Annotated in this window: 8 protein-coding genes; 2 read left to right on the forward strand and 6 right to left on the reverse strand. The window is 45.5% G+C overall.

The window, feature by feature from the left end; translation table 11 throughout:
* The first annotated feature begins 88 nt into the window (after positions 1-88).
* A complete protein-coding gene (locus ACSQ8P_RS26290) occupies positions 89-916 on the forward strand; it encodes an AraC family transcriptional regulator (protein WP_436239610.1) in 828 nt (275 codons plus the stop codon).
* A gap of 63 nt (positions 917-979) precedes the next feature.
* On the opposite strand, the gene ACSQ8P_RS26295 is transcribed toward ACSQ8P_RS26290, so the two are convergent.
* Complete coding sequence (locus tag ACSQ8P_RS26295; RefSeq protein WP_436237889.1) at positions 980-1,927, reverse strand: DUF5107 domain-containing protein; 948 nt, start codon at positions 1,925-1,927, stop codon at positions 980-982.
* Positions 1,927-5,265, reverse strand: a complete 3,339-nt coding sequence (locus ACSQ8P_RS26300; protein WP_436237890.1) for a DUF5107 domain-containing protein — start codon at positions 5,263-5,265, stop codon at positions 1,927-1,929. The genes ACSQ8P_RS26295 and ACSQ8P_RS26300 overlap by 1 nt, the downstream gene beginning before the upstream one ends.
* Positions 5,266-5,378: 113 nt before the next feature.
* Here ACSQ8P_RS26300 and ACSQ8P_RS26305 point away from each other — a divergent pair, with 113 nt between their 5' ends.
* The gene (locus ACSQ8P_RS26305) at positions 5,379-6,269 is read left to right on the forward strand and encodes a helix-turn-helix domain-containing protein (protein WP_436237891.1); all 891 of its coding nucleotides are present in this window, start codon (positions 5,379-5,381) and stop codon (positions 6,267-6,269) included.
* Positions 6,270-6,377: 108 nt separating this feature from the next.
* Here the strand turns inward: ACSQ8P_RS26305 and ACSQ8P_RS26310 are convergent, their stop codons facing one another.
* The 4 genes from ACSQ8P_RS26310 to ACSQ8P_RS26325 all read right to left on the reverse strand — a co-directional run bounded on the left by ACSQ8P_RS26310 (position 6,378) and on the right by ACSQ8P_RS26325 (position 15,290).
* Complete coding sequence (locus ACSQ8P_RS26310) at positions 6,378-7,448, reverse strand: alpha/beta hydrolase (protein WP_436237892.1); 1,071 nt, start codon at positions 7,446-7,448, stop codon at positions 6,378-6,380.
* 94 nt (positions 7,449-7,542) lie between these two features.
* On the reverse strand, positions 7,543-11,706 hold the full coding sequence (locus tag ACSQ8P_RS26315) for an endo-1,4-beta-xylanase (RefSeq protein WP_436237893.1): 4,164 nt from the start codon (positions 11,704-11,706) through the stop codon (positions 7,543-7,545).
* 262 nt (positions 11,707-11,968) lie between these two features.
* Positions 11,969-13,474, reverse strand: coding sequence for a response regulator transcription factor (locus ACSQ8P_RS26320; protein ID WP_436237894.1), 1,506 nt, complete (start codon positions 13,472-13,474; stop codon positions 11,969-11,971).
* Entirely contained in the window at positions 13,467-15,290 is a 1,824-nt protein-coding gene (locus tag ACSQ8P_RS26325; RefSeq protein WP_436237895.1) for a sensor histidine kinase, read from the reverse strand. Before ACSQ8P_RS26325 ends, ACSQ8P_RS26320 begins: the two co-directional genes overlap by 8 nt.
* Positions 15,291-15,315: the final 25 nt, after the last annotated feature.

The following is a 15,315-nucleotide window of genomic DNA, read 5'->3' on the forward strand; positions in this document are numbered from 1 at the left end:
TTGATTATAAGACACATTCCGCCTATACTAGTAGAACAGATGAAATAAAAAATCGTACAATATGAACATTGGTGGTGAGGACAACATGATGCCATTCCTTTTAGCTGAATTAGTAACGCTTGAGAACATAGTACCGCTCTATGTGTATTGTCTTGGTAGCCATGAACAAAAACATCTTCTCAGGCCTGATGGCTATCCGGCTCATCAGCTCTTCTTATGTCGAAACGGTAGGGGAATTTTTCGTATGTCCAATGGACTTGATATGGTGATGACCCCAGGAACCATGCTCGTCCTTCCCGCCGGTGTCTCTCATGAATATTTCCCTGTGCAAGGCGAGGATGCATGGGAGCTAGGCTTCGTGGCATTTAGCGGCTCCGCTGCCGATCCCATGCTGAAGCAACTGGGCTGTCAAAAGCCCACTCCATTAATGGAAGCTCAGTTTCATGCGCTTTGGGATAAGCTTGAAGCCTTATGGCAGCTTATCAGCTTGAACGGAGAAAGCGGCTATTGGGAAGCGTCGCGACGTATGTATGACTTGCTCCTGTCAGTTCTTGAAAAACTGTCGAGTCAAGAAGTAAAGCAAAGTGTCCACTTAGCGGGGCAGTCTAATGGCGCTCTTCAAAAAGCAGTCAAACTTATACATACTCACTATAACGAACGCTTGCATTTGTCCAACTTGGCTAGAGCCGTCGGTTACTCAGTTCAACATTTTCACCGGTTGTTCCTGGGTAGCTATGGTATTACGCCACAGCAATATATTCAGCAGATCCGGATGCGTCAATCCATCCAACTCTTGCAAGAGAATGATATCACCATTGAAAAAGTGGCGCAGCAACTGGGCATGGAGACCAGCTATTTTATCCGTATTTTTAAACGAACCTATGGCCAAACGCCTAAACAATTTATGAAACTGTGATAAAAGCTGAAAAAGAGGACACACCAAGGTGCATCCTCTTTCCCGTTTTGCATAGCCTTAGCCTTATACCTTGTCGTTCACATCACGCCAATCTCCTACACCGATGGATAGCTCTAAATACCATTCAAAAGATGTGTTTCCCGGTATTATTTGTGCTGACCCATTACTTACCGCCATATCAAGGGAATCATAATAGCCAATACTAGGCTCCAAAGCACAAGTCACTCGATCATTGAACATCCCTTCATCCATCCAAACCCCTAAATAAGAAACATTCTCTTTGGGAACAGACACGATCAGGAAGTTTTCACTTTCCTGACCGAATAAGCCAGACCAACTTACGGGTACTTGCCCCTTATAATAAAACTTTCTTCCATCCCCAGTCACCGCGGGGGAAATCAGAGAGACATCATCCCAAGCATACGTTTCCCCATTCTTCAGCATATGACCTTCGTACACGCAAAGCATTTCCGCCATGGATTCTGGGAGAAGAATACGAGTTGGTTCCGTAACTGCAAATTGCGGGTGAGGCACCCACAAGAACGGCATGGGCTGGTCGCTCGTATTATCAACACGGTAATTCATCCTTACCTTTTTCCCAGATTGGAAGGATATGCTTCTTGTGAACTGATATGAGAGCAATGGACTTTTTACAGAACAAGCAACCTCGTTCTCTTCCACCTTATAAGTCCAAGGAAGTGCCCAAATCTCACCATGATCGGGCAGATTAATGCGTTTATCCATTTCCCATGGACAAGCATTAATTGTAGGAAAACATTCATCCCAACCGCTCATATCCCATTCACCAAAGTTGGAACCGTATTCAGGCTGTCTTAATGGTCTTTCTCCTGAATCAATCAGCCACTCCTTACCACTAGGTTTATAAATGAGTGAAACCAACTTCCCACCGAGATCCGGTACGATCTCCATACGGATTTGCTCATTTTCAATGGTGATGGATAAGAATCCTTTATAGATTCCCGTTGTTATGCTTGTCGTAGTCTCTTTCATCAATGACACATACCTCGATGAATACGTGCTCCTGCATGATTAGCCTCTAGATCCAGAGCTTTATCGAACTGTTCTCTAGCCATTGCCATGTTACCCAGACCGAGGTGGCCCAGTCCCATCATATATAGACAGTGAACTTCATTGCGTACATTCAAATTGTCCTCGAATACCAAGAAGTCTGGTAGAGAAACTGCGAAGTAGTCAAATTTCACATCGTCGAACACGTGCTTCTCAGCGTAATCAATCAGCTTATTGAAACGGCGCTTCGCTTCCTTTTCGTTACCCAGAGCAAGCCATGCCATTCCTTGATAGAAAATCATATCAGGCGGTTGATCGTTGTAATACATGGCACTAGCTGGCTCCTCCAATCCCTGTGAAGCGATTTCGAAACATTCCTGTGCTTGCTTCGTTTGCTTTAAACCTTCATGAGCGAGTCCAAGATAATAATACACATTATTTTCTTGCGCACCAGATAGCTTGCCTTCACCTAGATTCTCCGGATATATAAGTGCTTCTTGTAAAAATGATACTGCTGCTTCAAAGCGATTTTCGGCTAATGCAGCCTTCGCAAGCTCGACATGGGCAAATACATGCTGACCCGTTATTTTGCCCTCGCCACCTTCCCAAGGATGGAAGTTGCGTGCTTGAATAGCTTGAACAGCTTTGTCATGATAACCTTGCGCATTCAGAAGAGTAACATACTCCACGTATAGATCGTCGCGTTTGTTCACTAAATCTTGGTGTTCCTCTAGCTTAGCGCAACGAATCTCAGCGGTGTAACTAAGCTTCTTATACAATTGATCCAGTTCATAGAAGACGCGTGCATCATCCTTCCTGCAAGCAAAAGCTTTCTCCATGGCGATAAGAGCCGATGCGGAATCCCCTCTTTTGTTGAAATATGCGAGAGACAAATTGCGATGTACCGTTGCGAAATCTTCTCTGATCGAACGTGAGGCTTCCCAGTGTATGATGGCATCTTCGTGCCTTTTTTTGTCATAACACCAATTGCCAAGATAATAATGTGCTTTATCATCGTCCTCCGTATCCGCCGAAATAACACTTGTCAGTACTTGCAAATCAAATAAATTATTCGGGAAACAGTAATCTGAAGTTGCGGTATTCCCCCCATGCCTATGAATACTAGCTAGTTCCGAATGACCTGCTTTCTCATAGAGATAGCTAAGCGTGTAATGGACCATCGGATTCACTTTGGAAGCGTCATGACCTTGCACAATTCTCCCTAACACTTCAATGGCTTCCTCGAACAACCCGCAATTCGCGTAATCCGATGCCAAGTTCAAATAATTATGCGCATCCCCGCGCATGAGGCGAGTCAGCTCCAATAATGCCTCATTAGCAAGATCCTGCTCACCTTGGCTTGAAAGCGTAAGGTATCGTTCGTTGGCCGCTCCAAAATCAGCGATATCAAGAGCCAGTGTCTCCTGTGAGAAGACAACTGCTTCCTGTAATTGTCCCAACTTCCGAAGAAGTGCAGCTTTCAGGTGACGTGCTTTGTAATTGCGTGAATTGCGAACCTGTGAACGCTCAACCAATTCCAACGCTTCACTATACGAACCCTTCTCACAAGCAATTTGTGCCAAAGTGAAGAACCCCGCATCTTGCCAATTCGCCGACCATGTCGCTTTGTAGAGAGCAGCGAATGCTTCTTCCTTACGTCCCTGCTCTTTAAGTGCTACGCCTAATTGATAGAGAGCTTCACTATCATATGGATTTGGATTGCGCCAAGTAAGAGACTTGATCGCCGTCCGGAAGTGTTCTTCTGCGCGGGAGGATAGCCCACGACGCAGCAAGAGTGTACCGTATGCGACGTTAATACGGCTATCGCTTGGGTCGCGCTTTAAGCCTTCTAAATAGTAATCCTCCGGTTCGAATGTAGCATGGCGATATTGCTCTAAATGCAGACCGGCTAAATATAGCTGCTCATTCGTTTTCAACTCCGCAGGCTCTACCAGTGGCTTAGCAGCATCCGGTACTTGCTCAATGGAAGGCTTTGCAGGCTGATAAGCAATGAGCAGTGTCCCCTTTGCATCCCTGACAGTCAGTTTCACATCGTGTGCTTGGTCGTTTTCGTCCAGTGTAAGGATTGATTTGAACGTGTCAGTTGGAGAAAGCTTCACAAACTCCCTCAGATACGTTCGGTTGCGGCCTTTCAACTCAATAACAGCACCATCAAATACGGACGTTGCATAGGCAAATACGACAGCTTCGCGCGTCTTTTCATCAACTTCTAAGTTGACCGCAGCATCGATCGAAGCATTTTTTACGACTCCGATATTTTTGTAAGGCATGAAATATTGCTTGAACGATTTTTCTTCATAAGGCTGCAGCCACGTGAAGTCGGGTTGGTTATCTGTGTAAACACCCGTCATGAGCTCAATGTAAGGTCCGTCCTCATCCGTCAAGTTGCGATCCCACGCTTGCCCGAATTCACCGTTCCCCCACGTCCATTGTTTCTTACCTGGTGAAACATGATGGTTCGCTACGTGCAGCAAACCTGCTTGTACACCATGATCATAGCCTCCGACAAAGTTATAATCGGATTTGTAGGCCATATACGAAGTAGGAACAGGAATGTTTTTGTAGCGTGAGATATCTACGCCAGCGGAATAATCCATTTTGTAGTACGTTCCTGTTGCAATTGGAAACCTAGAGACGTCCCGTTTCCCATGGTCAAAGACAGCCGTTACATCTGGCGGAAATACGGATTGCGTATGATCATTTACCGCAACCGCGGGGTTCGCCCACCACAAGAACGTTTGTGGTTCCGATGTCCGATTATATAACTGCGCAGAAATTTCTAGGAAGGCTTTGCCCGGATACAAAGTGAAACCTGCCGTCACTTTCGTCCCGTACATGCGGTCGATCTCACTCACCCATACGGTAGCGCTTCCGTCTTCTTGTTCGGTGAGTTTATATTCAACCGGACCATACGTATTCGGACGATGATGCTGCGGCCAGTTGAATTCAATGCCACCGGAAATCCATGGTCCGGCAAGGCCAACCAATGCTGGTTTAATGACACGATTATAATAAACGAAGTCATAGTCATTCGTTTTGTCCAACGCACGATAAATGCGTCCGCCAAGTTCGGGCATAATCTCGATACGAACATATTCATTTTCCAATATCACCATACGATACGACTGGGGCTTCTTTTCATCTTCAATTTTATCGATAACTGGATGGGGATATACCTTACCAGAGCTTCCTTGGTAAACACGTTTCTCTAGAAACATTGGATTGCGATCCGGCTCACCAATGGCATACGTCGGGATCGACGTTTCTTCTTCCCAAATGCGAACTTTCTGACTCAACATCATCACTCCCTTATCTGATTATCTCTACTTTACCTTGGATGCTGGCAACAGCCAATTGACAAAATGCTTAATGTAATGGATTATATTCTTATTGTCAAAGGGAGGCCTTACAAATGGATATGACCAGAAAGCCTGAAGTGTTTGAAGAAGAGAAATTGTTCATCCTTCCTGAATATATGCAGACGGAACTCTCCCGCTCCGAGCTGACGCGAGATTTATTCGTAAGTGATATTGGCTTCTTCCCGTCCGCCCGTCATCATTATCGGGAACGTCCTGAGGGCAGTAACTCCCATATTTTCATCTTTTGCTCCGAAGGAGAAGGTTGGATTGAACTGGGGCAACAACATCCGATCACATTGACCCCAAATCACCTAGCCGTCATTCCTGCCCATACACCACATCGATACGGTGCATCTATCCATGCACCATGGAGTATTTACTGGTTTCATCTTAAGGGCGACCATACAACGGCTTTTATACAAATGTACGGGATGGATACGGCCCCGCTACATTTACCCATCGGCGCTATGACCGAATACAAAGATGTTTTTGATAAATGTTATTACCTTTTATCCGATAAAACCTATTCGTTACCCATCCACACACACGTTTCCCAATCTATCCGGCAACTAATTAGCAGCATCGGTATTAGCGCGGGAGGTACAGCCAGGGACAAAAAAAGAGAGCAGTATATAGAAGTGGCCATTCAATACATGAATGATCATTTAGAAGATACCATCAAACTTCCTGAATTGGCTAACCACATAGGTTTGTCTAGACAGCATTTAATTTTATTATTTAACGAAGCAACAGGAATTCCGCCGATTGAATACTTTTTGCGGATGAAAATTCAAAAAGCAGCCCAAATGCTCAGTTTAACGGGTCTATCTATCAAGGAAGTTGCCGCAAACATTGGTATTTCTGATCCCTACTATTTCTCAAGATTATTTAAGAAAATAACCGGTTCTGCACCTAGCGCTTTTCGAAACGTTCCGAAAGGGTAACGATTGGAGGAAACTAAAATAAAATACGCGTTCACCCAATGGAGTGAACGCAGTTGTTAATTAAGGACATATATCCTGTATATCTTGGTACTATCAAACATAAAAATATTAAATTATTTTCCTCACAACATGGGATCTTACATGATCATCATTATTTCTAAATATCAATCGACTAAAATTGTAAGCACCGTTATTCCAAACATGGAAATCATGATAACCATTCTTAATCCGAATTTGATAAAATTGATTAAGATAATTCCCCGATTGCTGTATAAGCCCATCAATAGATTTTATATAACTGCCATTTGCTACTCCGTCTGCATCGCCACAGGTGGTATATAGCAGATGAAGGTTATGGACGCATGATGCGAGACTGTCTCCAAGAGTTTTGCCATCACTCGACGTAGGAGCATTTGAAAAAGCTCCGACATTAGCAAACAAATCTATCATGCCTGGCGCGAGCACAGTCTTATCCAACCCGTTGTTCCAAGGACTCTCGGTGCCAGTGATTCGCGTCGAATCATGTCGGTAACCGCCGAGTATCAGATTCAAGGCTTGCATTCCCCCCATCGAAAGCCCGGCGATCGCTCTGCGGCTGCGGTTATATATGATTCCCTCATGTGAAGTGACTGTTATATCTGCGTAGGTTTTGTAGTTTGATTCTATAAATGGAATCAGATCGTATCTCAACTCATAATCGAAGTAATAGAATCCCAGCATATTGGTTCCTTCAGAATTGAAGGAGCTATCCGTCCAGTCGTACGCGCTTCTTCCGTTGGGAAATACGACGATCAGCGGATCGATATCGCCGTTTACAATAAGATTGTCAAATATATTGCAAATGATAAATCGTCCGTCAGCCTTACCGTTACTACTTAACCATTCATATTGATCCCCACCTACTCCATGAAGCAAATACAATACATTATATCTAACAGTAGTGTCGTTTGGGTCATAACCCGCAGGCAAGTAGACGTTGCATTTCTTCAATATGGCATCTCCTGCAACGGTTTCTCTTCCTGCTTCACTGGTATCAATGCTCCTATCTGTTACAAGCTGTCGAGACAAATGAATATAGTTGCCTACCTTATAGGAAACCTCCTGAACCGTGCCTTGATACTCTTCATTAACTGACCTAAGATATTCGGCAGGCACTGACGTCACATTTAAGCTTCTCATCGATCATTATTGTCCCTTCGGATATAATTTTCCCACAAAGCTGCCGCACATGAAATCCACGTGCGGACAGCCTTCTTTCGATTCCTTGCTGGCGTTATTGTACCTGTCGAGCATCCAAAATCCTACTGATAATAACCACCGCTTCTGCGCGGGTGCTGAAAGCCTTCGGCTTCAGCGTACCGTCTTCGTAGCCGTTTAGCACACCATTGGCGGTCAAAGCCACAAGCATTCCTTGGGCCCAGGCGGAGACGTCGCCGCTGTCCTTATATTCCAATCCACTGTCAGCAGGTGCTAAATGTGCGGCACGTGCAAGGATTACAGCCATTTGTTCCCGAGTAATGTTGTCATCCGGGCCGAAGTTTCCGACCTCATAGCCATCCACGATCCCCAACGTGGATGCAGTTGCAATCGCTTCCTTCGCCCAATGGCTGCCGGTATCGGTAAAACCGGAACCTCCAGTTGCCGTTAAGTGGAAAGCTTTAACGATCATAGATACGAACTCGGCTCTCTTTACAGCTGCTTCAGGTTGGAATGAACCGTCTTGGTAGCCGTCGATCACACCGGCCTTCACTAGAGCTTGGATGCCTGCTTCCGCCCAGTGTCCTTTAATATCAGTTAAGGCCAGAACCTTGATAGGTGCGGACTTATCTGCCGCTAATACCGCAAACTTAGTGAAGTGTGTCACACTGCCGGAAACGGTGCCCTTCTCCTGGTTGACCTTAATGTCGTCCAGTTTGACCCACTTGCCGATTTCTTCATTGTACCAGTACAGTGCCACCTCATGCTCGTTATCCAACAAGCTAGTGTTGAACGGAAGGGTAATAGTGACTGATTTCTGGAACGGTCCTGCTACGTCCTTGGTAATCTCGTACACATCTCCGGCCAGCTTCAAATTCGGGTCGGTATTCAGATGCGAGGAATCGCTTAGCTTTTTGACGACCACGATAATGTCTTTGCCACTTGCTCCTGCCGGCAAATCAATGATCGCCCCATTTTGTTCGACCTTGCCTCCCTTTTGGTCTTCCACTTTATTGATCCCGTCCGGTATGGAGGTCGAGGTAGAACCGGTCTGGGACGGTGCAGGCTTTGGCTCAAACGTCAGAACGCCGAATCTCGAGGTATTCTGATAGGATTGACCTGCCGGGTCGTTCCAAGTAAAGACGCTGTCCCGGCTTCCACGGTCCTGAGCATTGTTGACTTGGAAGTCAAATCCGATCATGGTTCCGGTTTTAGGAACTATCGTATCCAGCGCGATAGCCGCTTCTACAACATACCCTCCGTCAATTAATTTGGTGGCTGATGTATAGTTATTTTGTTTTGCATGGCCACCGACAGTCTTTACGTTCTTGAAGTTGATCCGGTATTGGCCGTCGTCATCTTGGTAGTTCTGCGTTTTTCCATTGTTCTGGTCAACGAAAATTTCCACCGAATCCTGCTCCCATGTATTGACGTTGGCATCGTTCAATACACTATCCTTCACAACGGCATAGACATAAAGGTTATTCTCATCCCATATCGAACGGAATTGAGCTTTGGCGACTGCGTTGTTTTGTTGCTCTACCCTTACATCGGTCGTATAAACCGGAGCGTTTGCCCATATACTGTCCATTTCACCGTCGATAGTGGGGGTTCCGTAAAGAACACTTGCCGCTTTGGTGGCATCGATATAAGTCAAGACCCCGTAACCAAGGCTGTCATTGTCCTGAACGTTCCGAGGATCGCTCCAGGAAACGATGACACCATTGCTGCCATGCTCCGTACCGTCATTAATCCCCATGTCGGTCACTCTTACGTCAAACTTCACTTGCTTGCCTAAGGTACCTGCCAACGGGATCGATGCTTGCAGCACATAACCGTCGCTACCTTCCGTAATTTGAGCATCATTTCGTGCAAAAGTATATTTCTTGATTCCATTGTCATCCACGAAGAGATCGATTTTATCCGTTGCGGTTTTGGTAATGTCTTTGACCGCTACGTGGGCATAGAGATTATGTTCGTCCCACAAGGTTTTCACTTGAGCTTGCAGCGTACCTGACTGTGGGGTCTTGATTGTCGGAATCGTATTCCAAACCGAATCCGAAGCATTTGCAGGTGTGCCTTGAGCCGTAATTGCTGTTTGTGGAGTTATGGGAAGATGGGTAGGTGTCAGTGTCTCTACTGCCTCAATCATTCCCCAATAAGCATATTTGGCTTGAAACTGAACGTCGAACGGAAGAGGAGCATCTTTACGGATTAAATTATTGATGTTATCTAGCCAAGTATGGTCGTCTGCAATCCCCCATATCGTAACATTGCTGATCCATCCGTCAGAATGATAAGCCGGAGTGTTATGGGCAGCATTTTTACCCTCATTATCTAGCCGAACTAGCTCTTGGAACAATTGCTTGTAACGGTAGCCTTGTTTCACAAGCATGGAATCATCATAGCTGGTGGAATTGTCCGTATAAACTGAAACGTCAAGCTCCGTTATCTGATTGTCGAATCCGGCTTCTCCAAATTTCCGGATGGATTCGGAGATTTGATCCATAGAGGGACCGCCAAGACTGATGTGCGTTTGATGGCCCACACCGTCAATTGGGACTCCCTCGTCTCTCAGTTGCGTTACCAAATCAAACAAGAAATCGCGTTTGACCGGATCCTGCGTCCCATAATCGTTGATATACAGCTTTGTGTTCGGGAACTCTTGCCGAGCAACATTAAAGGCTGTACGAATGAAGTCCAGGCCGGTCAGATTATACCAATCGCTCTTCCGCATACCGTCCGATTGTCCCGGATCGATGACTTCGTTTACAACGTCAATGGCATTGATCGGTACTTCCATGTCAGTGAAGTGACGCGCTACCGTTTGAATATAAGTCGTGAGACGGTTCAGCACCAGCTGTTTATTCTCCGGTGTTGCTGCAAGCGGCTGGCCCTGGGCATCCTTAAACATCCATTCCGCAGCTTGTGAATGCCAAGCAAGCGTATGCAGCCGGAAATTCATATTGTGATCCTTGGCATACTGTGCAATTTTGTCTGCTTCCGTCCAGTTCCATTGCCCTTCTGTCGGTTCTAGAGAGCCCGGCTTTGTGGCGTTCTCGGCGACGATGGAACTGTAGTGATAATCCAGAAGTGTGTGCACATCGGAAGTAAGTTGGTCGCCAGCCACCGCAGCACCGATCTTGAAGTTATCCGCATAGACGTCCTTCAAATGATCAATATCCGTTTGAATCGGAAGTGGTCCGGCTACTTGACCCACATTGGACAAATCGAAATCGTCCATATAGAAAGATCTTGCATCACTATACTGGTCGGCTACTTCCACGTATGCATTCAAAACAGTCGGAGTGCTTGTTAATGTGAACGTGCCGGTCAACTGCACCCATTGATCAGATGTCACCGTCACGTTAGAAGAAACATTGGCATAAGAACTGTCACCGCTTTGTACAGAAAGTCGCAATACTGTGGGAGACTGCCCTGAAACCATTTTTACCCATGCGGACAAATTGTATTTGTTGCCCGCAGACATCTCCCCCAGGACGTTAAGCAATGGTCCGTCATATTGCTCTGTTACCATGGTCAGCAAACTCGTGGAGCCGCCGATGGTGTGATTGTCAACCGACGATACGCCGGTATTGCCGGATCCGTTCCTACGTACCCATTCCCCCTGCCCGTCTTCAAAAGTAGATTGGATTCCCTGGATCGCCGGTTGATCAATCGACGTGACGTCCGTTAGTGACACTTCATCGATATAGAGATCCTCCGTTGTGGTGGAATTAGTCGACTCAACCCATATTTTGAACCCCGTGGTATCGCTCGGGAGCTGGTATCCCTTCAATTCAAAGGAGGTCCATTCTGTGGAATTAACCGATTTATCCACTACCAGCCAAGGATATTGGTTAGTCAGCGAAGCGGCGGCGACATTAGAAGCGATATGAAAGGTGTCGGTTCCTGCTCCGAGTTTAAGCTTCAGCGATAAATCGTACGTATGGCCGGGTTTCGTTAACGAAGTCAAATCCAAGAACGGGCTGCTGTTACTTGCAGCACGGTTCGTCATCGCCAAGGACTTGGATCCTTCGGAATAGGTTGTCGATGATATGGCAACGCTTCCGTCCCCCATCCAAGGCACCTTTACCCAGCCACCTGTTTGGCCATCTTCAAAGCTTTGGGACAAAACCACCGATCCGCTGGCTGCTGCCTCCAAAGGCGCTAGCAGTTGGGGGATGATCATCCCAAAAAGCAGCACGATTGCCATCCATACATTAATTTTCTTCCTCACAAGCATCCTCCTCTTTATTGAAATCGCTTACAATTTTATTTCAATTTCATTTTACAACTTAGGTAATTGGCTTCACATAATCAAAATAAAGAATAACCCCCCCTCAATTATGCCCGAATACACGCCTGAATGCTTTTTTGGTCTGAAATTCCCGTCTAATATTTCCAGTCATACTCATAGCAAAAAGACGTGTATCTCTTACTAAAGAAATACACGTCCTTCGTAGAAGCGGCCCATACTATAGGATTCACTCCCTATTCTATTAGGCTTTGCTTAATTGCCTATACACGGCGGGTTTATCGGACACACGTTTTTCAAACTCTTTAAGGAAATGATGATAATGAGTGTATCCGATCTGCTCCGCGATCACGCGAATCGTTTCATCCGATTCACACAGCATTCGCTTCGCCTCATGAATACGCAGGTCATGAATATACTCAGTCATTCCTACGCCACACCTCTTCATGAACGCTTGCCCTAAGTAAACCGGGTTCATGAAGAACCGTTCTCCGATATCTTTAATCGTTAGCGTTTCCCGATAATGTTCTTGGATATAACGCTCAATAACCCGAAGAGGATGGCCCGAGAATTTGTCTTTATGCTGCTTCAACTGGCTCAAATACTGCTGTATATATACCTGGAGGGAGTCCTCCACTTCTTTTAAGGAACGATGCTCCCTTCTCAAAAAATCACGAGCACGAGGCAGTGCCTCTGAATCGATGCCCATTTCCCGCATGACGGCAGCGCTCTTCAGAACAATGCGGATGACCAACAAATGGACGACTTCCCGAGCAGTTTTGTTAGCTGACAGCATCACAAACATTTGTTTAATCAGCTCCTCGACCCGTTTCTCCTGAATCGCCTCGATCGCACTGTGAATGTCGTCTACGATAGAAACCGCATTGAGATCATAGCTAATTTGCCTGTGATGAATCGTTTCGTATTCGAGTGGACCGCCTGATACATGAAAGAAATGATGCACGGATGTCTCTAGAGCACCTGCATACGAATCGGCAATATGAAGGAGGGAATCCACCCGTGGTCCTATCGAAAGACAGCATTCGATACCCCGCTGACGAAGATCTTCATATACTTGTTGAGCCCACTCCTTGATTTCAGGGACAGAAGGCATGACGAGCCCCTCCTGATTCCCAAACAAATCGATAGGATGAGCTTTTTGCGAAAGGAAGTAACGCGCATCCAGTTCCTGTTCTAGGCTACCAAGCCATTCGAAATGGATATACCTCCAGCCCTCATCTCCTACTACCAAAGGATCCAGTATCTCACCTACGTTCTCATCCGTTGCCGAAATTTCTCCCCGAAGTATCTGAGCAAGCAAAGTCGGTACAAGACGATTAGCAACAAGGTCATTTCGTACCTTTTGCTGTTCTCGGTGCTGCAGCTCCTGAATAACAAGTTGAATGATAGCATCCCATTCCCTATCTAAAGCCGGTTTAAGCAGATAATGCTTAACACCGTACCTCAGGGCAGATCGAGCGTATTCGAAATCGTTGTACCCGCTTAAAATAATGAATACCGGATCAGCGCCTGCCTTTTGCACCCTTTCAATCAATTCTAATCCGTCAATCACAGGCATCCGAATATCTGTTACCACGAGATCGGGCTTGCAGGCTTCAATACAAGCCAATGCTTCTTCGCCATTCTCGCACATTCCCACAACTTCAAAGCCAAGCTCTTCCCACTCCATCATGAGACTTATTCCTTCCAAGGCGAAAGGCTCGTCATCAGCAAAAATAACCTTATACATGTTCACGGGCCTCCTCCTGGTTCTTGATTAAACTCAGAGGGATTTGTATTGTAACACTTGTCTTCTCGAAGGGGATGCTTTCAATATGGAATAGAGAACGTTCTGCGTAAAACAGATTTAAGCGGCGGTACACATTGCGAAGTCCGATGTTCTTGCCGTTGTCTTCTCCCTTAAATAGACTCTGAACAATCTCATCCAGCTTCGCACTGTTCATACCGATGCCGTTATCTTCGACCTTCATGAGCAAGTTCATTCCTGCTCTCTCTACAGATATTCGAATCCTGCGATTCCCTTTAACCGATTGAAGACCATGCTTGCAAGAGTTCTCTACGAGCGATTGAATACTCATCTTTGGGATCCGATACGCGAGAACAGATTCGTCAACGGATAATTCATAGTGAAACCGATCTTGGAATCGGAATTTCTCGATCTGAAGATACATTTCGGTAAAGCTTAACTCTTCTTCTACGGTTACCAAGTCCTCCTTCCAGCTTAGCAGCCTTCTCAGAATTTGGGACAAGTTTTGTATGATTTCCGTCACATGCTCATAGCGATATTTCTTACAGACGACGAGAATCGCGTTTAACGTATTGAACAGGAAATGAGGATCTACCTGACTCTGCAAATAATTCAGCTCTGCCTGCACGCGTTCGAGCTCCAAATCTTTTTTTTGAATTTCGAGCTTGTACACGTCATTGATTAAATTGCGTATTTTCCCTGTCATCAGATTAAAACTGCGAAGAAGATTACCGATCTCATCTTTCCCTTCATACATCGTGATGGGTTCAAACCTCTCGTTTTTCACCAATTGCATATGTTTGGAGAGCTTTCTTACCCGGAAATTAAAGGAATGCATAATGATATAAATCAATATCGTCGGAATAATCGTAGAGATGAGTGTCAGCCATATAAAAAAGTGGATAACCCCTTTCCTCTCCTCCGCGATTCGACTTCCCTCCGGAATCCCGACCAGCCGCCAGTTAACTACGTAACTGGCGGTACTGAGAGGACTGACGAAGCTATTTCCAGGTAAGCCTGCCAACTGATTTTTGTCAGATACCGGCAGGATCTGCAACAGAGGGTCAACACCTTTAAACGTACCTGCTGATTCTAGAACAAGCTGATTTTCCTCATCCACAAGCTTGATTTGTAAGTAATTGTGTTCTTTATCAAACAGCTCCAGCAGCTTATCCATCCGAATATCGATGCGCAGATATTTGGAGAATTGCATGAGGTCAGGGAAGTTGTCCAGCTTCCGAATGATGCTGAAGTATACCATTTTCTCTCCTGGATTCATAGGATTCGTATCCAAATAAGCGGTCACTGTCACCTTATCTTTCTGTTTGTTCATCTTCTGGTACCATTCACTCTTCAGATCATTAGGCTTAAGCATAAAGTAACTCCCACCATTGGATAGCGTCGGATTAGAGGTATACACGCCAATCCAAGATATGTATGGGTAAATATTCGGATACTGACCTAATTTATCTCGAAGGTAACGATCGTATTCTTCGTAATAGGCGACATTATCAGAGTACGTATATTCTAGCATTTCATTAAAGACACGGTCAGCGGATACGGCGTTGCCAATCACGACACTTTCGTTCACCATTTGCATAATTTCATTTCCGACTCGATCCAGGGAAATTCGCAAGTTGTCCATCTCTCTGCGTTCCGTGTTTTTGCTATCCTGCATGTAAAATAAACCGTTTATACACAAAATGGGAAGCAGCACACACATCAAGTAAATGATCAGAAACTTGAATTTCAGCGGAATATCATTAACTAAACTTAACAGATTCCATCTCCGACTCATATGCGATCTCCTTGTCAGTTGTAGG

The organism is Paenibacillus sp. LjRoot153, assembly GCF_964253085.1.
Taxonomy (GTDB): Bacteria; Bacillota; Bacilli; order Paenibacillales; family NBRC-103111; genus Paenibacillus_E.

Excerpts from the sequence above, each read along its gene's own strand:
- ACSQ8P_RS26290 (WP_436239610.1), top strand. The coding sequence starts at position 89 with ATGCCATTCCTTTTAGCTGAATTAGTAACGCTTGAGAACATAGTACCG.
- ACSQ8P_RS26295 (WP_436237889.1), bottom strand. The coding sequence starts at position 1,927 with ATGAAAGAGACTACGACAAGCATAACAACGGGAATCTATAAAGGATTC.
- ACSQ8P_RS26300 (WP_436237890.1), bottom strand. The coding sequence starts at position 5,265 with ATGTTGAGTCAGAAAGTTCGCATTTGGGAAGAAGAAACGTCGATCCCG.
- ACSQ8P_RS26305 (WP_436237891.1), top strand. The coding sequence starts at position 5,379 with ATGGATATGACCAGAAAGCCTGAAGTGTTTGAAGAAGAGAAATTGTTC.
- ACSQ8P_RS26310 (WP_436237892.1), bottom strand. The coding sequence starts at position 7,448 with ATGAGAAGCTTAAATGTGACGTCAGTGCCTGCCGAATATCTTAGGTCA.
- ACSQ8P_RS26320 (WP_436237894.1), bottom strand. The coding sequence starts at position 13,474 with ATGTATAAGGTTATTTTTGCTGATGACGAGCCTTTCGCCTTGGAAGGA.
- ACSQ8P_RS26325 (WP_436237895.1), bottom strand. The coding sequence starts at position 15,290 with ATGAGTCGGAGATGGAATCTGTTAAGTTTAGTTAATGATATTCCGCTG.